At 59.6% G+C, this 17,490-nt stretch carries 16 protein-coding genes; 13 read left to right on the forward strand and 3 right to left on the reverse strand.

Going from position 1 to position 17,490, the window contains the following annotated elements; all coding sequences use genetic code 11:
- Nucleotides 1-17 precede the first annotated feature (17 nt).
- The 11 genes from DW732_RS03330 (at nucleotide 18) to DW732_RS03380 (ending at nucleotide 11,246) form a co-directional block, all read left to right on the forward strand.
- Nucleotides 18-914, forward strand: coding sequence for a tyrosine recombinase (locus DW732_RS03330; RefSeq protein ID WP_118098750.1), 897 nt, complete (start codon nucleotides 18-20; stop codon nucleotides 912-914).
- 219 nt (nucleotides 915-1,133) lie between these two features.
- Nucleotides 1,134-1,862, forward strand: a complete 729-nt coding sequence (gene rpsB / locus DW732_RS03335) for a 30S ribosomal protein S2 (protein ID WP_117735161.1) — start codon at nucleotides 1,134-1,136, stop codon at nucleotides 1,860-1,862.
- Nucleotides 1,863-1,907: 45 nt separating this feature from the next.
- Complete coding sequence (gene tsf, locus DW732_RS03340; protein WP_022094736.1) at nucleotides 1,908-2,777, forward strand: translation elongation factor Ts; 870 nt, start codon at nucleotides 1,908-1,910, stop codon at nucleotides 2,775-2,777.
- Between the two features lie 117 nt (nucleotides 2,778-2,894).
- Complete coding sequence (gene pyrH, locus DW732_RS03345; RefSeq protein WP_117742728.1) at nucleotides 2,895-3,617, forward strand: UMP kinase; 723 nt, start codon at nucleotides 2,895-2,897, stop codon at nucleotides 3,615-3,617.
- Nucleotides 3,618-3,619: 2 nt separating this feature from the next.
- The gene (frr, locus tag DW732_RS03350; RefSeq protein WP_006236112.1) at nucleotides 3,620-4,156 is read left to right on the forward strand and encodes a ribosome recycling factor; all 537 of its coding nucleotides are present in this window, start codon (nucleotides 3,620-3,622) and stop codon (nucleotides 4,154-4,156) included.
- Nucleotide 4,157: 1 nt separating this feature from the next.
- Entirely contained in the window at nucleotides 4,158-4,952 is a 795-nt protein-coding gene (locus DW732_RS03355; RefSeq protein WP_117803152.1) for an isoprenyl transferase, read from the forward strand.
- A gap of 2 nt (nucleotides 4,953-4,954) precedes the next feature.
- The gene (locus DW732_RS03360; protein ID WP_233539347.1) at nucleotides 4,955-5,854 is read left to right on the forward strand and encodes a phosphatidate cytidylyltransferase; all 900 of its coding nucleotides are present in this window, start codon (nucleotides 4,955-4,957) and stop codon (nucleotides 5,852-5,854) included.
- A complete protein-coding gene (gene dxr / locus DW732_RS03365) occupies nucleotides 5,854-7,041 on the forward strand; it encodes a 1-deoxy-D-xylulose-5-phosphate reductoisomerase (RefSeq protein ID WP_118098752.1) in 1,188 nt (395 codons plus the stop codon). Before DW732_RS03360 ends, dxr begins: the two co-directional genes overlap by 1 nt.
- 25 nt (nucleotides 7,042-7,066) lie before the next feature.
- Complete coding sequence (locus DW732_RS03370; RefSeq protein ID WP_118098754.1) at nucleotides 7,067-8,428, forward strand: RIP metalloprotease; 1,362 nt, start codon at nucleotides 7,067-7,069, stop codon at nucleotides 8,426-8,428.
- A 13-nt stretch (nucleotides 8,429-8,441) separates the two neighbouring features.
- Nucleotides 8,442-9,524 (forward strand): flavodoxin-dependent (E)-4-hydroxy-3-methylbut-2-enyl-diphosphate synthase, encoded by a 1,083-nt coding sequence (gene ispG / locus DW732_RS03375; protein WP_117799090.1) that lies wholly within the window; start codon nucleotides 8,442-8,444, stop codon nucleotides 9,522-9,524.
- Entirely contained in the window at nucleotides 9,525-11,246 is a 1,722-nt protein-coding gene (locus tag DW732_RS03380) for a proline--tRNA ligase (RefSeq protein WP_233505239.1), read from the forward strand.
- A 180-nt stretch (nucleotides 11,247-11,426) separates the two neighbouring features.
- On the opposite strand, the gene DW732_RS03385 is transcribed toward DW732_RS03380, so the two are convergent.
- Entirely contained in the window at nucleotides 11,427-12,191 is a 765-nt protein-coding gene (locus tag DW732_RS03385) for an aminoglycoside phosphotransferase family protein (RefSeq protein WP_117735165.1), read from the reverse strand.
- A gap of 88 nt (nucleotides 12,192-12,279) precedes the next feature.
- Nucleotides 12,280-14,928, reverse strand: a complete 2,649-nt coding sequence (gene adhE / locus DW732_RS03390) for a bifunctional acetaldehyde-CoA/alcohol dehydrogenase (RefSeq protein ID WP_118098756.1) — start codon at nucleotides 14,926-14,928, stop codon at nucleotides 12,280-12,282.
- 332 nt (nucleotides 14,929-15,260) lie between these two features.
- Here adhE and DW732_RS03395 point away from each other — a divergent pair, with 332 nt between their 5' ends.
- Nucleotides 15,261-16,037 carry a transposase gene (locus DW732_RS03395; RefSeq protein WP_118098758.1) on the forward strand — a complete coding sequence of 259 codons (777 nt, stop codon included), beginning with the start codon at nucleotides 15,261-15,263 and terminating at the stop codon, nucleotides 16,035-16,037.
- A 226-nt stretch (nucleotides 16,038-16,263) separates the two neighbouring features.
- On the opposite strand, the gene rpmB is transcribed toward DW732_RS03395, so the two are convergent.
- On the reverse strand, nucleotides 16,264-16,452 hold the full coding sequence (gene rpmB / locus DW732_RS03400; RefSeq protein ID WP_022094725.1) for a 50S ribosomal protein L28: 189 nt from the start codon (nucleotides 16,450-16,452) through the stop codon (nucleotides 16,264-16,266).
- A 452-nt stretch (nucleotides 16,453-16,904) separates the two neighbouring features.
- On the opposite strand from rpmB, the gene pyrR reads away from it, so the two are divergent.
- A complete protein-coding gene (gene pyrR, locus DW732_RS03405; RefSeq protein WP_117742736.1) occupies nucleotides 16,905-17,489 on the forward strand; it encodes a bifunctional pyr operon transcriptional regulator/uracil phosphoribosyltransferase PyrR in 585 nt (194 codons plus the stop codon).
- Nucleotide 17,490 lies beyond the last annotated feature (1 nt).

Raw genomic sequence — 17,490 nt, forward strand, 5'->3', positions numbered from 1 at the left:
TTGACCTGTACGACACCATCGACTCGTTCATCGCCTATATTGCTCGCGTCGAAGGGCTCGCTCCCAACACGGTGACCGCCTACGCTTCGCGGCTGGAGCGTTTCGCTTCATGGTGCGAGCGCGAAGGCGTCGATGCGCGTGCCGCCGACGTACGGACGGTTCGCTCCTATTTGGCCGAGCTGTCGCGTGACCAGGTGGCGGCTCGGACCCTTGCGGCGCACTTGTCTGCCATTCGCTCACTTAATCGATGGATGGCTGCCGAGGGGATCGTTGAGGGCGATGCGGTCTCGGCGATATCCTCGCCCAAGCTCCCGCGTGATCTGCCCGGTGTGCTGACGAACCAACAGGTGGAGGCGCTCCTCAAAGCCCCCGATACCTCAACTCCCGCGGGATTGCGCGATGCGGCGATGCTCGAGCTGCTCTATGCCTCCGGCGCCCGCATCTCTGAACTCGCGGCGCTCAATGTGGAGTCCATCGCTTGGTCCGAGCGAACGTTGCGACTTTGGGGTAAGGGGAGCAAGGAGCGTATTGTGCCGCTCTATCGGCGTGCTCTCGAGGCGGCCCGTCTCTATATAGAGGAGGGGAGGCCGGAGCTCCTTGCGCAGGCAAGGCGAAGCGACGGCGCAAACGGCGTGCATCCGCTGCTTATATCGGCGCGCGGCAATCGCATGAGCGCCGCCATGCTCAGGCGGCGGTTCCATACGCTGGCGACGCTCGCCGGCATTCCGGCCGACATCGCCCCGCATGCGATGCGCCATACCTTTGCGACCGACTTGCTCGAGGGCGGTGCGGACCTGCGCTCGGTTCAAGAGCTGCTGGGTCATGCGAGCCTGTCCACGACGCAGATCTACACGCATCTCACGCCCGATCGGCTTAAGCGGGCCGTGGCTCAAGCCCATCCCCGCGGCGAATAGTGGCTGGGACGTCCTGCGCCGCACTCAGGTGTGTGGTTTTGATTGCGGGTTGGCAGGAAGATGCATTCCTGCTATCATTCATCGGGTTGCTTCACGGCAACAGGTTTTTATCACACACGCGCGGCTACTTCATACCGTGGTGCCCGGGCTTTGGTAGCACATGTCCGGGTTGGTTTTGGAGGATGACCCCGCGCGGAGGCAAACCACAGGAGGTTTAACATGGCTACCAAGATTAATATCCGCACCCTGCTCGAGGCCGGCTGCCACTTCGGTCACCAGACCCGTCGCTGGAACCCCAAGATGAAGCCGTTCATCTTCGGTGAGCGCAACGGCATCTACATCCTCGACCTCAAGCAGACCATCCTCGACGCGGACCAGGCCTACACCTTCGTCAAGAACGTCGCCAAGGGTGGCAACGTGCTGTTCGTCGGCACCAAGAAGCAGGCTCAGGAGGCCGTCAAGAACGCTGCTGAGCGCGCCAACATGCCCTACATCAACCAGCGTTGGCTCGGCGGCATGCTGACCAACTTCGTCACCATCCGCTCCCGCATCAACCGCATGGAGGAGCTCGAGGCCATGGTCGATGACGGCCGCATGGCAGTGCTCCCCAAGAAGGAGCAGGCTGTGCTCGGCAAGGAGCTCACCAAGCTCCAGACCAACCTCGGTGGCGCCCGCGACATGAAGGGTCTGCCCCAGGCTCTCTTCGTCATCGACACCAAGCGCGAGGAGAACGCCATCAAGGAGGCCCAGCGCCTGAACATCCCCGTCGTCGCTCTGATCGACACCAACTCCGATCCCGACGAGGTCGAGTACGGCATCCCCTGCAACGATGACGCTATCTCCGCTGTCACCCTTATGTGCGAGCTCATGGCTGACGCCTGCCTCGCTGGCTCCGGCAAGGAGCAGGTCTCCGAGGCCGAGATGGCCGCTGAACCCAAGGCCGAGTAAATCAGTCTTAGTTAATTCTTTTTCATCTCTTTGAAAGGAACCACAATGGCCCAGATTACCGCCGCTATGGTCAAGCAGCTCCGCGAGATGACCGACTCCCCGATGATGGAGTGCAAGAAGGCTCTCGTCGAGGCTGACGGCGACATGGACGCCGCTGTCGACGTTCTGCGTAAGAACGGCCTTGCCAAGGCCGCCAAGAAGGCTGGCCGTGAGACCAACGAGGGCGCTGTCGCCGCGTTCGTCTCCGAGGATGGCAAGACCGGCGCTCTGCTCGAGCTCTCCTGCGAGACCGACTTCGTTGGCTCCAACGCCAAGTTCACCGGCTTTGCTTCCAAGGTCGCTGAGGTTGTCGCTACCACCGAGCCTGCTGACGTCGACGCTCTGCTCGAGAAGCCGATGGGCGAGGAGACCGTTTCCTCCGAGCTCACCGAGATGATTCACATCATGGGCGAGAACATGAAGATCTCCCGTTTCGCCGCCCGCAAGGCCGAGAACGGCGCGCTCGCTTCTTACATCCACATGGGTGGTAAGATTGGCGTCCTCGTCGAGTTCGCTTTCGAGAAGGCCGAGACCGCTCAGGCTGAGTCCTTCAAGACCTTCGCTCACGACGTTGCCCTTCAGGTTGCCGCCGTCGCCCCGATCTGCGCTACCCGCGATCAGGTTCCGGCCGAGACCGTCGAGCACGAGAAGCAGATTTACATGGCTCAGGCTGCCGAGTCCGGCAAGCCCGAGGCCATTCAGGAGAAGATGGCTGTCGGCCGTCTGGAGAAGTTCTACAAGCAGTCCGTGCTCACCGAGCAGGAGTTCATCAAGGACAGCTCCCTCACCATCAAGAAGTACGCTGAGCAGGTCTCCAAGGAGCTCGGCGACACCATTACCGTCGTTGCCTTTGACCGTCTGGTCCGTGGCGAGTAAATAAGCTCTTGTAGCTGGTAATGAGCAGGCTGTGGGTTTTACTCACAGCCTGCTTTTTCATGGCTCCCCGTTAAGCCTTTGTTATCATATTAAAAGTCTAATTAAAGGAGGATCGCTTTGTCCGACATCCGATATAAACGCGTGCTTCTGAAGCTTTCCGGCGAAGCACTGATGGGCGACGGCCAATATGGCATTGACCCCAAGGTTACCGACCATCTTGCCAAGCAGGTCAAGGAGCTGCTCGCCGTTGGTCATGAGGTCGGCGTCGTTGTCGGCGGTGGCAATATTTTCCGCGGCATGGCCGGCGCTGCCGGTGGCATGGAGCGTGCTCAGGCCGACTACATGGGCATGCTGGCAACCGTTATGAACGCGCTTGCCCTGCAGGATGCCTTCGAGCATAACGATGTTCCCTGCCGCGTGATGAGCGCTATCCAGATGAACGAGATCTGCGAGCCCTATATTCGCCGTCGCGCCATCAATCACCTTTCCAAGGGCAACGTCGTTATTTTTGCCGCCGGTTCGGGCAATCCGTACTTTACGACCGACACCGCCGCGGCTCTTCGTGCGTGCGAGATCGGCGCCGAGATTCTGATTAAAGCCACCAAGGTTGACGGCATCTACGACAAGGATCCCGTCAAGTGTGCCGACGCCGTCCGGTTTGACAAGATTACCTATCACGAGGTTCTCGTCCGCGGTCTGCAGGTCATGGATTCCACGGCTACGGCACTTTGCCAGGATAACCGTATGCCGCTTTTGGTCCTCAACATCGATGGCGAGGACACCGTCAAGCGCGCGCTTTCGGGTGAGCCCGTCGGCACGCTCGTCTATCAGGAGGATTAAGCATGGCAGAGAACATCACCGCCCACATGGACAAGTCGCTCGAGTCCCTCAAGCATAACTTCTCCAAGGTCCGTACCGGTCGCGCCAACGCTAACATTCTGTCCGACATCACCGTCGATTATTACGGTGTTCCCACGCCGGTCACGCAGGTTGCCGCTGTAAAGACCCCCGAGGCCCACATGCTGCTCATCGAGCCGTGGGACAAGGCGCTCATCAACGCTATCGTCAAGGCCATCGGCGCTTCCGATCTGGGTATTACCCCCAACTCCGATGGCACCGTCGTTCGTCTGCCGTTCCCGGCTCCCACCGAGGAGCGCCGTCGCGAGCTCGTCAAGGAGTGCCGCGAGTACGCTGAGCAGGCCAAGGTGTCTATCCGTAACATCCGTCGCGACTTCAACAACAAGCTCGAGCGCGATGAGGAGCTCACCGAGGACGATGTCCGTCGCGAGCAGGCCAAGGTCCAGAAGCACACCGATGAGTATGTCGCCAAGGTCGAGGAGCTTCTGAAGGAAAAAGAAGCCGAGGTCATGGAGATCTAAGGTGCAATACGACGAGCATAAACTGGTCGAGTACTTTGCCGACGCCCCTGTGGGCGTCGGTTTTTCCGACCTTGACCTCAATAACATTCCGCACCATATCTCGTGCATCATGGACGGCAACGGTCGTTGGGCCACATCGCGCGGTCTTGCACGCACCGAGGGCCACAAGGCGGGTATCGTCTCCCTTCGCGAGATTATTACCGCCTGCGTGCGTCTGGGCGTCGACGTGCTTTCGGCCTATGCGTTTTCTACCGAAAACTGGAACCGCCCGCAGCATGAGGTCAACGTCTTGATGCACCTGTTTGCCAAGACGTTTATCGACGAGCTGCCGCTTCTGAAGCGCGAAAACGTGCGCGTCGTCTTTTTGGGTGACATTTCCGCGCTGCCCAAGAAGACCCGCGACGTTTTTGAACGCGGTCTTGCCGAGTGCGCCGATCACACCGGTATGACGCTGGCGCTTGCCGTCAACTACGGCGCGCGTGCCGAGATTACCCGCGCTGTCCGTCAGATTGCGCTCGACGCTGCCGCCGGTAAGATCGATCCTGCCGCAATTGATGATGACATGGTTGCTTCCCACCTCTATACCGCCGGTCTTCCCGATCCTGAGCTTGTGATTCGCACCTCTGGTGAGCTGCGCCTTTCGAACTATCTGCTGTGGCAGGTGGCTTATTCCGAGTTCTACGTCACCGATACCTATTGGCCCGACTTTGATCGCTGGGGCCTTGTCGACGCCATTTTGGCCTATCAGGGCCGTGACCGTAGGTTTGGTGGACTGAGCAAGACCGAGGAGGCTTAATCGTGTCCGATCGTCCCAAGGGATCTGCTCCCAAGACGCCTGCGTGCAAAGCTGCCGCTGCGGGAGCGCCTGCAGTGAAGAGCGGCACCGGTTCGTGGCTGGCGGGCTTTATTACCCGTGCCGCCGCCGGTATCGTCTACGCCGTCGTCTTTATCCTGTGCCTGGTTTTGGGTATCGTGCCCACGGCCATCTTTGTTTCCGTCATGAGCGGTCTGTGCTGCTATGAATTTTTCCGTATGACAAGGCTCGATGGCAAGATGGCGAACGAGCGCATGGGTATCGCTGCCGCCGTGCTCTTTCCGCTGTCGGCGTTGGGCGATTCGATGTTGTTGAATGCCCTGCTTTTTGCCCTGATGCTCGCGGTGGGCATTTGGTATGTCTGGTCGCCGCGTACCCGCATCTCTGATGTGGCCGTGACGCTCATGGGTCCCATCTACACTGGCTTTATGCTGTCGGCTATCGTGCTGCTGCGCGATTCCGTGCCCGGTTTTGCCGGCGCTCTGCTTTCGGTGGGCGTTTGCGCGTCCCTTTGGGTCTCCGATTCGTTTGCCTACATCGTGGGTAGCCGTATCGGCAAACACAAGATGGTTCCCAAGATCTCTCCCAAAAAGAGCTGGGAGGGGTTTGTTGGTGGCGTCCTGGGCTCGGTTTTGATTTGGCTCATCCTGTGGGCGACGCACTTCTACAAGCTCAGCCTGCCCTATGCGCTGCTGTGCGGCGTGGTCGTGTCCGTCCTGGGCGTTATCGGCGACCTCATCGAGTCACGCATCAAGCGTGGCGTGGGCGTCAAGGATTCCGGCAATCTTATCCCGGGCCATGGCGGTATGCTTGACCGTAGCGACTCGCTTATCTTTGGCTGCATTACCGCGCAGCTGCTTTTGATGATCGGAGGCGTGCTGTAATGTCATTCCAGACGACGTATGGCCCCGATGGACGCCTCCGTGTTGCCATCCTGGGTTGTACGGGCTCTATCGGCACCCAGGCGCTCGATGTGTGCCGCCAGCATGCCGATCGTCTACAGGTGACGGCGCTGTCCGTTAATTCCAGCACCTCGGAGCTCGTTGCCGCTGCCCGCGAGTTTTCGGTTCCGGCGGTTGCCGTGGCCGATGTCGCTCATGGCGATGACGCCGTGCTGCAGGAGTTGCCCGAGGGAACGAAGCTCGGCGTTGGCGCGCAGGCGGTTTGCGAGCTCGCGCGTCGCGACGATGTCGACTGCGTGCTCGTCGCTATTGTTGGTGCCGCCGGTCTCGAGGCGAGCCATGCGGCCTTGACCTCAAATAAGCGCCTTGCCCTTGCCAACAAGGAGTCCCTCGTCGTCGGTGGCGACTTGCTTATGCCGTTGGCGCAACCGGGCCAGCTTATTCCAGTCGACTCTGAGCACTCCGCCATCTACCAGTGCTATCTGGGGGAGAACCCGCGCGAGGCTCATTGTATTTGGCTCACCTGCTCGGGCGGTCCGTTCTTTGGCCGCACGCGCGACGAGCTCGATTGCGTGAAGCGTGCCGATGCCCTCGCACATCCCACGTGGGCCATGGGTGCCAAGATCACCATTGACTCCGCTACCCTCATGAACAAGGGTCTGGAGCGCATTGAGGCCATGCATCTGTTTAACTGCGACCTCGATTTCATTAACGTGGTCGTGCAGCGTCAGTCTAAGATTCACTCTATGGTCGAGTTCGCCGACGGCTCCGTGATGGCGCATCTCGGTGCTTCCGACATGCGTATTCCCATCCAGTTCGCGTTCTCGTATCCCGAGCGTTGGGATACCCCGGCGCCTCGTATCGATTTCCGCGAGTTGGGGCAGCTCACGTTTGATGCTGCCGACATGGATACCTTCCGCTGTCTGGCACTGGCCGAGCGTGCCGGCAAGACGGGTGGCACCATGCCGTGCGTGCTCAATGCCGCCAACGAGGTCGCCGTCGATGCCTTCCTGCACGATGGCTGCAGCTTTACCGATATCGATCGCATTGTGGAATCCTGCATGGATGCCCACGATATGCAGGCGGTCGATGCGTTTGAGCAGCTTCGCGACATTGATGCGTGGGCGCGTGAAAAAGCTGCGCAGGTGCTCGCCGCAACCCGTTTCTAACCCATAAGGATTACTTTTTCGTTTTATGGATACTGTTCTGAGCGTTCTCTCATCGGTCTTTTGGGGCCTGCTGATGCTTTCCGTCCTCGTGTTTTTGCACGAGGGCGGCCACTTTTTGGCGGCTCGTGCCTGCGGCGTCCGTGTGACCGAGTTCTTTTTGGGCCTGCCGTGCCGCTTTGACATCCATTACACGTCGCGTCGCATTGGAACCAAGTTTGGCGTGACCCCGCTGCTGCTGGGTGGCTACGCTGCCATCTGCGGTATGGACCCGACCGACGTTTCGTGCGCCGATCGCGTGCTCGCGGCTATCTATCGTCACGGTCGCGTGACCGTGGCCGACCTTGCTGTCGAGCTCGAGCTTTCCGAGGAGGATGTGCTCGAGGCATGCGCCCTATTGCTGGGCTGGGGCTCCATCGCACCCTGGTATGAGGAAGGGGAGAAGCCCTCGCCGAGCTACTATCCCACCAAGTATCAGACGCTGCCGCGAGACACGGCAGGCTATACCACCTTTGACGGTCGCCGTTTCGATCGCGAACATTCAACTGCCGAGGGCGATGTGTGGGAGCTGCCGTGCGGCGAGGCCGAGTTCCTTGCGCAAGAACGTTCGCACACCTATCTTGGCCAAGGCTTTCTCAAGCGTGCCTTTATGCTGCTCGCGGGCATTATTGTCAATATTTTGACGGGCTTTTTGCTCCTTATGAGTATCTATTCCATTGCGGGTGTCACCGTGCCGATCGATACTAACGTGATCGGTCAGGTTGACGAGGGGTCTATTGCCGCCAGGGCGGGTATCGAGTCCGGTGATGCGATCCTTTCGGTTGACGGTGTCTCATGTTCCACTTGGATGGACGTCTACGATGCCATCGGTAAGGCCGCCGGTAAGGACGATATTGCTATTGAGTATGAGCGCGATGGCAAGCAGTGCTCGACCTCGGTCGCACTCAAAGAGGATGAACGTCTGGGCGTTTATGCCTCTACGCAGGTAGTCCGTTTGGACCCCATCACCTCGGCACGTCTGTCATTCTCCTATGTTGTGCAGACCGCGGATGGCGTTATTCGCCTACTCCAGCCGCAGCATACGATGGAGATTCTCGACCAGTCCTCATCGATCGTGGGCATCAGCGTCATGTCCTCGCAGGCGGCTGCTGCCGGCCCCGTAACGTTCCTGTCGTTTGCCGCGCTCATTTCGTTCTCGCTGGGTTTTATGAACTTGCTGCCCATCCCCCCGCTCGACGGCGGCAAGCTGCTAATTGAGATCATTCAAAAGATTGCTGGCCGCGAGCTGCCGCTCAAGGTCCAGACGATCGTGAGCTATGTGGGCGTCGCGCTCTTCGCATTGCTGTTTGTCTATATGCTTCGTTCCGACATCCTTCGATTTATTCTGTAGGGGAGTGCTTGGATTGTCTCTATCCCATTCTTTGCCGCGCGAGCTGACGCGCCCCGTGCATGTGGGCGGGGTGCAGATCGGCGGCGGCGCGCCGGTCGTGGTCCAGTCTATGACCTGCACCGATACCGCCGATGCTCAGGCAACGCTTGGGCAGGTCCGCGCTTTGGCGCAGGCGGGCTGCGATATCGTGCGCGTGAGTGTACCCACCGAAGCCGCGCTCGAGGGCTTCCGTACCATCTGTGCCGAGTCTCCGGTGCCAATCGTTGCCGATATTCACTTTAACCATAAGCTCGCCATCGGCGCCGTCGAGGCTGGTGCCGCCAAGCTGCGCATCAATCCCGGTAATATCGGCGATTGGGCTAAGGTCGATGCCGTCATCGACGCCGCCGGCGCTGCGGGCTGTGCGATTCGCATCGGTGTCAACGCCGGCTCGCTCGAGCAGGATATCGCCGAGCGCGGCGAGCTTACGCAGCCCGAGAAGCTCGTGATGTCGAGTGAGCGCTTTGTGCGGCACTTTGAGGACCGCGGCTTTACCAACATCGTGCTTTCCGCCAAGGCCCATAGTGTACAGACGACGCTTGATACCTATCGTGCCCTGTCGCGCGAGATTCCCCATGTTCCACTTCATCTGGGTGTGACTGAGGCCGGTACCAAGCTGCAGGGCACCATCAAGAGCTCGGTGGGACTGGGCATCCTGCTCTCCGAGGGCATTGGCGACACCATGCGCGTCTCGCTTACGGCCGATCCGGTTGAGGAGCCGCCGGTCGCTTGGGGTATTCTGCAGTCGCTGGGCCTGCGTCGTCGTGGCCCCGAGATTGTCTCGTGCCCCACATGTGCGCGCTGCCAGGTCAATCTCATCGCAATCGCCGAGGAGGTTACCGAGCGGCTCAAGAACTACTCCGCGCCGCTTTCGATCGCTGTGATGGGCTGTGCGGTCAATGGCCCCGGCGAGGCTTCTGATGCCGACTTGGGGGTTGCCTGTGGACGAGGTCAGGGCCTGCTCTTTTCGCACGGCCAGATCATTGGTAAAGTAGCTGAGGATCAAATTGTCGACGCGCTGATGGCCGAGGTCGACAAGCTAATTGAGGAGAAATAAATGACTCGAGCAATGTATATGTCTAAGCTGTATGCTCCGACGCTCAAAGAGGATCCGGCCGACGCTGAGCTCGCCAGCCACCGCTTGCTGCTCCGTGCTGGCATGATTCGCAAGGAGGCCGCCGGTCTCTATTCCTATCTGCCGCTCGCATGGCGCTCGATCCGCAAGATCGAGAATATCGTGCGTGACGAGATGGACGCTGCCGGTGCCCAGGAGCTCATGATGCCCATTATGGTCGATGCCGAGCTGTGGCGTGAGTCCGGCCGCATCGATGCCTATGGCAAGGAGCTCGTGCGCTTTGATGACCGTCACGGTCGTGAGTTTGTGCTGGGCCCCACGCACGAGGAGACCGTGACCGCCCTGGTACGAAATGAACTGCGTTCCTACAAGCAGCTGCCGGTGAATCTCTATCACATCCAGGATAAGTTCCGCGACGAGTTCCGTCCCCGCTTTGGCCTAATGCGCGGTCGCGAGTTCATCATGAAGGACGCCTACAGCTTCTCCGCTACGCAGGAGAGCCTGCAGGAGGAGTACGACAAGATGAAGCAGGCGTACGCCAATATCTGCGAGCGCTGCTACATCAAGGCTCTGCCCGTTGTCGCCGATTCCGGTGAGATCGGTGGCGACACCTCCGTCGAGTACATGGCTCTTGCTGACGCCGGCGAGGCTTCGTTGGTTTACTGCGACGATTGTGGCTTTGCTGCTGACGACGAGGCGGCAAGCACCAAGGTTGTCGTGACCGAGGGCCCCGGCGACGGTACGCTCACCAAGGTCGAGACCCCGGGCATGGGCACCATCGAGGCAGTTGCAAAGTTCTTCGGCTTCCCCGAGAACGGCACGCGCAAGTCGCTGGCACTCATCGACGCTGAGGGCAAGCCTGTCGTGGCCATTGTCCCGGGCGATCATGAGCTCAACGACTGCAAGGCCGAGCACGTCTTTGGCAAGGGCTATCGCATGATGACCGACGAGGAACTCCAGACCTACGGTCTGCATAAGGGCTTTATCGGACCGGTTAACCTGCCCGAGGGCATCCGTCTGGTGTGCGACGAGAGCCTGCGTGAGTCTAAGCAGTGGGCCTGTGGCGCCAACGAGGTCGACTACCACTTTACCGGTGCCTGCCCCGAGCGCGACTTTACCGTCGATGAGTGGGCCGACCTGGTCACCGTCGTCGCCGGCGATCCCTGCCCGCACTGCGGCAAGCCGCTCTCCGCTGCTCGCGGTATCGAGGTCTCCCAGGTGTTCCAGCTGGGCACCAAGTATTCCGAGGCCATGGGTGCCACCTTTATGGACGAGGACGGCAAGGAGAAGCCGCTTATCATGGGTTGCTACGGCGTGGGTGTGTCCCGCTCGCTCGCTGCCGTCGTGGAGCAGCACAACGATGAGCACGGTATCGTCTGGCCGGTCTCCGTTGCCCCGTACGAGGTCGCGGTGATTCCGCTCGATCCCAAGAAGGAGGAGTGCGCTACCGTTTGTGAGCAGATCGTCGACGGTCTGTGCGCCGAGGGTATCGAGGTCGTCGTCGACGACCGCGATGAGCGTCCCGGCTTTAAGTTTGCCGATAACGACCTCATGGGCTTCCCGTATCAGGTGGTTTTGGGCAAGCGCGGTCTTAAGAATGGCACCGTTGAGCTCAAGGACCGTGCCACGGGCGATCGCGAGGACGTGGCGATTGACGAGATCGTCGCCAAGGTTGCCGAGCTTGTTAAGGCTGCCCGCCGCTAATCGGCGATTTCGCTTGTAGTTCGATATACGGGACGGCCCCGCATTTCTCCAGATCGGGGAGATGTGGGGCCGTCCTTTTATCTTGTGGCATCCTCGATATCTAAAAGGAAAACCCCACGGCCCATGCGAGCTGCGGGGTTTCCCTTTTGTGCCTCCGATGCGAAATAAATCGCTCAGATATTACTGATAATCGACGACGTCGATCCAGTTCTTAAGGAACTCATCGTTCACGTTGCGCTTACGAGCGAGCTCGGAAGCGGCGACGATGCTCGTCCACTGACGCACGACCTGCATAGGCATGTCGGCGCGGTCGCAGTAGAGCTCCAGGTAGGCCTCGGCCTGGTCCTTGCTGCTGAGGGCAAAGAGCAGGTAGGTGGTGGCAACGTCGGCAGCAGGGGAGCCCTGGGTGGCATGTGCCCAGTCGCAGACGTACAGCTGACCGTCGTCGCCAACGATGACGTTGGAGGGGTTGAAGTCGCCGTGGCAGACCTTGAACTCCTTGGTCATGCCGTCCAGACGCTCCTGAAGGTTGTAGCGCGTGGTGGCATTGAGCTGATCAAGGCTGTCGATCATGCGGGCGAACTTGTCGCGCTGACGGTTGAGCAGCGGGGAGGTGTAGCCGTGGATCTCGATCTGGAGGTCGACGAACATCTCGAGGTACTCACCAAAGCGTTGGGGCTCGGCAGTCATCTTGTCGGCGAGGGTGGTGCCAGCAACCTTCTCGGTCACAAGCGCCCAGCCGTTGGCGTTCTCGAGCTGAGAAACCTCGAGCGCCTTGGGGCTGCGGATGCCGCACTCATTGATGCGGGCAAGATTCAAAGCCTCGTTGAACACGTCGGAGACGGGCTTGGTCTCGTTAAAGACCTTGACAATCTTGTCGCCCAGGTCGTAAACGACCTTGTTGCCACGACGGACGAGCTCGGTCTTGGAATCGGGAAGCAGCATGATTGCATCCTTTCAACGATGCGATAGAAGCAACGGCGGGGGCGTGCGTACACCCGTGCACCCCCGCCGCAAATAACCGTGCTAAAGACTAGCAGACGGCGTAGTCCTGGGGCTCGCGGCCATAGTAGGCGTCCAGGTAGAGCTCCTTGATCTCGCTCATGAGCGGGTAGCGCGGGTTAGCGCCGGTGCACTGGTCGTTGAATGCCTGCTCGGTCATCTCGTCGAGGGTGTCGAGGAAGTACTGCTCGTCAACACCGTAGTCGGCGATGGTCTTCTTGACGCCGATGAAGTCCTTGAGCTCCTCGAGCTTCGTGATGAAGTTCTCGAAGACCTCCTTGTCGTCCCTGCCCTCGATGCCGCAGTACTTGGCCATCTCGGCGTAGTTGTGCAGCGCGTTGGGGTAAGGATACTGGGAGAACGTGCCCATCTTGACGGGAGCCTCGGCGGCGTTGTAGCGCATGACGCGCGTCAGGATGATGGCGTTGGCGATGCCGTGGGGCAGGTGATGGAAGGCGCCGAGCTTGTGGGCCATGGAGTGGTTGAGGCCCAGGAAGGCGTTGGCGAAGGCCATACCGGCCATGCATGAGGCGTTGTGCATCTCCTCGCGGGCGTGCGGGTCCTTGGCGCCGTTCTCGAAGCTGGAGGGCAGGTTCTCGAAAACGAGCTTGGCAGCGCGCTCGGAGAGGCCCTTGGTGTAGTCGGAAGCCATGATGGAGACATAGGACTCGATGGCGTGGGTCATGACGTCGATGCCGGAGGCAGCGGTCAGGCCGCGCGGGGCGGTCATGCAGTTGTCGGCGTCGACGATAGCCATGTTGGGGAGCAGCGCGTAGTCGGCAAGCGGCCACTTGATGCCGGTCTCCTTGTCGGTGATGATGGCGAACGGCGTGCACTCGGAGCCGGTACCCGAAGAGGTCGGGACGGCGACGAAGTAGGCCTTCTTGCCCATCTCGGGGAAGGTGAAGATACGCTTGCGGATGTCCATGAAGTCCATGGCCATGTCCTCAAACTTGCACTCGGGGTGCTCGTACATCATCCACATGATCTTGCCGGCGTCCATAGCGGAGCCACCGCCGACGGCGATGATGACGTCCGGCTCAAAGAGAGCCATCTGCTTGGCGCCGCGACGTGCGCACTGCAGCGACGGATCGGGCTCGACGTCGTAGAAGCAGTCGTGGGCGATGCCCATCTCGTCGAGCTTGGCCTCGATGGCGCGGGTGTTGCCATTCTTGAAGAGGAACTGGTCGGTGACGATGAAGGCGCGCTTCTTGCCCATGACGGTGCCGAGCTCGTCGAGAGCGACGGGCGTGGAACCCTTCTTGAAGTAGACCTTCTCGGGAGCGCGGAACCACAGCATGTTCTCACGGCGCTCGGCCACAGTCTTAACGTTGATCAAGTGCTTCACCCCAACGTTCTCGGAGACGGAGTTGCCGCCCCAGGAGCCGCAGCCCAGGGTCAGAGACGGCTTCATGCCAAAGTTGTACAGGTCACCGATGCCGCCATGCGAAGACGGGGTGTTGATGACGATACGGCAGGCCTTCATGACGTGCTCGAACAGGCTGATCTTCTCGGCCTGGGCGGGGTGCACGTACAGAGAGGCGGTGTGGCCCGGGCCACCGGCGAGCACCAGGTGCTCGGCCTTGTCGACGGCCTCCTGGAAGTCCTTGGCGTGATACATGGCCAGGACCGGGGAGAGCTTCTCGTGGGAGAACTCCTCCTTGGCCGGATCGGTGGAGGTGACCTCGGCGATCAGGATCTTGGTCTTAGCGGGAACCTCGATGCCGGCGAGCTCGGCGATCTTGGCGGCAGCCATGCCGGGGATGCGGTGATCGAGAGCGCCGTTCTTGAACATGGCGCCACGCAGGGCCTCCATCTCGGCACCCTGCTTGACGAAGTAGCAGCCGCGCTTCTGGAACTCGGCCTTAACCTGGTCATAGATGCTGTCGATGACGGTCACGGACTGCTCGGAAGCGCAGATCATGCCGTTGTCGAAGGTCTTGGAGTGGATGATGGAGTTGACGGCGAGCAGCACGTCGGCGGTGTCGTCGATGATGACCGGGGTGTTACCGGCGCCAACGCCTAGGGCGGGCTTGCCCGAGGAGTAGGCAGCCTTGACCATGCCCGGGCCACCGGTGGCGAGGATGATGTCGACGTCGCGCATGACCATGTTGGTTAGCTCGATGGAGGGGACATCGACCCAGCCGATGATGCCCTCGGGGGCGCCGGCCTTGACGGCGGCGTCAAGCACGAGCTTGGCGGCGGCGATGGTGCACTTGGCGGCAGCCGGGTGCGGGGAGATGATGATGGCGTTGCGGGTCTTCAGGCTGATCAGCGTCTTGAAGATCGCGGTGGAGGTGGGGTTGGTCGTCGGGATGACGGCGCCCACGATGCCGATGGGCTCGGCAATCTTGGTGATGCCGTAGGCCTCGTCGCGCTCCAGGACACCACAGGTCTTGGTGTTCTTGTAAGCGTTGTAGATGTACTCTGCGGCGTAGTGGTTCTTGATGACCTTGTCCTCAAGAACGCCGCGGCCGGTCTCCTCGATGGCCATCTTCGCCAACGGGATACGAGCCTTGTTGGCGGCCATGGCGGCCTCGTAGAAGATCTTGTCGACCTGCTCCTGCGTGTACGTAGCAAAAAGCGCCTGGGCCTCTCGCATCTGAGCGAGCTTAGCCTCAAGCGCCTCTACATTGTCCACAATTGCGGGAGTAGTGTTTTCCGGTGACTTTTTCACCATTTGTGTCTCCTTGCGATCGGAGATTTACCCTACGCCTTGCATGATAGCAATAAATAATTCGGTGAGTGGCAAGATTCCTGTAAAAGGCACACTAAAACGCTTCAACAAAATGAAACGTTTCAACTAAAACAATCTTTCTGCTGCATCGCCCCGCTCATTGGGGACAGGCTTACATGAGTGCTTTCACTCATTTGGGACAGACATCGTTTTGCCATTTTGCCGTTCTGGGCCTGTTATTGCCGCTCATTGGATATAAATAGGTTACAGGCTCAGCATTTCGCGTTGCGTCTCTCCTTTTAGGTGTTGCCTGTACAGTTTTGAAAGGAGAGGCTATGCCCCGATGTGCCCGCGCCGTTTCGCTCACCGGCTATTACCACGTCTTTGACCGTGGCAACTCCAAACAGATTATTTTTGAAGATGATTCCGACCGTTATCGTTTCTTATCGGACATCTCGGACAGGTTTGCGCGTCATAAAGTGGCGGTGTTGGCTTGGTGCCTTATGGACAACCACTTCCATTTGATGGTTGATGACCCATATGACAACCTTTCAAAGGCAATGCAGTGCGCACTGACGGCGTATGCTAAGTATTTCAATGGGAAAACGGGAAGAACGGGCCATCTGTTTGACAATCGCTATTCGCGGGTCGCTGTTGAGACGGACATGCAGGCGGTGCAGCTGCTCGACTATATTCACCTCAATCCCGTGAAAGGTGCGCTCGACTCACTCGAGGCATACCGCTGGTCAAGCTACAAGGCATATCAGCTGGGCTATGATCCCTTTGATATCTGCGATGCGGCCCCCATGCTCGATATTGTCGGAGGCTCCCGTTGCTATTGCGAGCATCTCAAGGAAGTTGCTGGGCGCATCTGGTCAGTGGGGGTTCTTCCACGCCGGCGGATCCCCGATGAGGATGCCCTTGCCGTCGCGCACGAAGTGTTGCCGAGCATAGATCCTGCGCTGCTCAAGGCCCTGCCTCGTCCCGAACGTGATGCGTGTCTGCTGAGGCTCAGGCGGGCGCATCTCACGGTCAAGCAAATTGCCCGTATCACCGGTATCGGCGCTACGAGCGTAACCAAGGCCACCACAGGCTGGAACGAGGCGGCGTGAGGTATGGATTGGGGCCGATCGAAACGCCGTGAGTTCATCGATGCGCTGCGAGCTTAGGAAAGCGCTCATCTAAGTCTGTCCCCAATGCGTGAAAACACTCATGTAAGTCTGTCCCCAATGAGTGCAAAAGGGCGCCCTCCGTAGGGGAGGACGCCCTTGGTAAGTTCTATGTGAACGCGAGGTCTTTGACCCGGAGAGTCCGAGGTACTTGTTGGTAAGACCTTATTTAGGAGCGCGCAACCTTGCCGGACTTGAGGCAGGTGGAGCAAACGTTCATCTTGCGACGGTGACCATCGACGACGACGTAGACGCGCTGGATGTTGGGGCGGAACTTACGGTTGGTGACGCGGTGAGAGTGGCTGATGGAGCGACCGGCAACGGGGTGCTTACCGCAAACTTCGCAAACTTTGGACATAACTGACCCTCCTTGGGCGACAAACGAACATGTCGCGTTAACAAACAAGCCTGAACTATAGCACAGAAGTCGCTCCCTGTGCGCAATCTACACAGAGATATTCCTCTTTTGGCGATAGTGCGCACGCCACGGCCCTGGACGTAGATCCGATTTGCGTGCAGCAGAGGGGATTATGCCAGCTCGAACCGAGGTTTTCAAGTTCGTCCCACAAATATATATAGGTTTATGGAGCGCCTGCGCCCGTTTATGGATTGCTTTGTATTTATGCTCGCAATTACGCTCGAGGTTGGCTACACTATACCTTGACCATTAAAGGGGTACGAGATACCCACATGGAATTACATAGCTGCCAAAGAGCAGCCCTTCCTGTGGGTGTCTGGTCCGCTTTAAGCGGTCGGGCATCTATTTTTTTTGACTGTGTCAGCAGTCAAGACATGTGAGGAAGGAGATCGATGGGCACGACTTCCCCCAAGGCGGTCATCATGGACGAGACCGCCGTCAATCGAGCTATGACCCGCATCGCGCACGAGATTCTCGAGCGCAACGAGGGCTGTGAAGACCTCGCTCTGGTCGGCATCGTCACGCGCGGCGACCTTCTGGCAAAGAAGCTCGTCGAGGAGATCAAGGAGATCGAGGGCGTTGACGTTCCTCTCGGCAGCCTCGACATCAGCTTCTACCGCGATGACTACGCTACCAATTTCGCTCCCGCGATCCACGCCACCAACATTCCCTTTAGCGTCGACGGCAAACGCGTCGTGCTGGTGGACGACATCCTGTATACGGGTCGTACCATCCGCGCCGCTCTCGACGCCGTCATGGACCTGGGTCGTCCGAGCCGCATCGAGCTGGCGGTCCTCGTCGACCGCGGCCACCGCGAGCTCCCCATCTCGCCGGACTTTGTCGGCAAGAACGTTCCCTCGTCGCATGAAGAGAACGTGCACCTATATATGAAAGAAGTCGACGGCCACACCGCCGTCGAGATCAACGACGTCGCGCCGGGTTCCCGCGTGGGCTCCGCGCCGCTGGGAGGTGAGTAGT

The sequence above is a fragment of the Collinsella sp. AM28-11LB genome (assembly GCF_003469895.1).
Taxonomy (GTDB): domain Bacteria; phylum Actinomycetota; class Coriobacteriia; order Coriobacteriales; family Coriobacteriaceae; genus Collinsella.

Bases quoted from the DNA above. Each gene is read 5' to 3' on its own strand.
- rpsB (WP_117735161.1), top strand. From the start codon at position 1,134: ATGGCTACCAAGATTAATATCCGCACCCTGCTCGAGGCCGGCTGCCAC.
- tsf (WP_022094736.1), top strand. From the start codon at position 1,908: ATGGCCCAGATTACCGCCGCTATGGTCAAGCAGCTCCGCGAGATGACC.
- frr (WP_006236112.1), top strand. From the start codon at position 3,620: ATGGCAGAGAACATCACCGCCCACATGGACAAGTCGCTCGAGTCCCTC.
- dxr (WP_118098752.1), top strand. From the start codon at position 5,854: ATGTCATTCCAGACGACGTATGGCCCCGATGGACGCCTCCGTGTTGCC.
- DW732_RS03370 (WP_118098754.1), top strand. From the start codon at position 7,067: ATGGATACTGTTCTGAGCGTTCTCTCATCGGTCTTTTGGGGCCTGCTG.
- DW732_RS03380 (WP_233505239.1), top strand. From the start codon at position 9,525: ATGACTCGAGCAATGTATATGTCTAAGCTGTATGCTCCGACGCTCAAA.
- DW732_RS03385 (WP_117735165.1), bottom strand. From the start codon at position 12,191: ATGCTGCTTCCCGATTCCAAGACCGAGCTCGTCCGTCGTGGCAACAAG.
- adhE (WP_118098756.1), bottom strand. From the start codon at position 14,928: ATGGTGAAAAAGTCACCGGAAAACACTACTCCCGCAATTGTGGACAAT.
- DW732_RS03395 (WP_118098758.1), top strand. From the start codon at position 15,261: ATGCCCCGATGTGCCCGCGCCGTTTCGCTCACCGGCTATTACCACGTC.
- rpmB (WP_022094725.1), bottom strand. From the start codon at position 16,452: ATGTCCAAAGTTTGCGAAGTTTGCGGTAAGCACCCCGTTGCCGGTCGC.
- pyrR (WP_117742736.1), top strand. From the start codon at position 16,905: ATGGGCACGACTTCCCCCAAGGCGGTCATCATGGACGAGACCGCCGTC.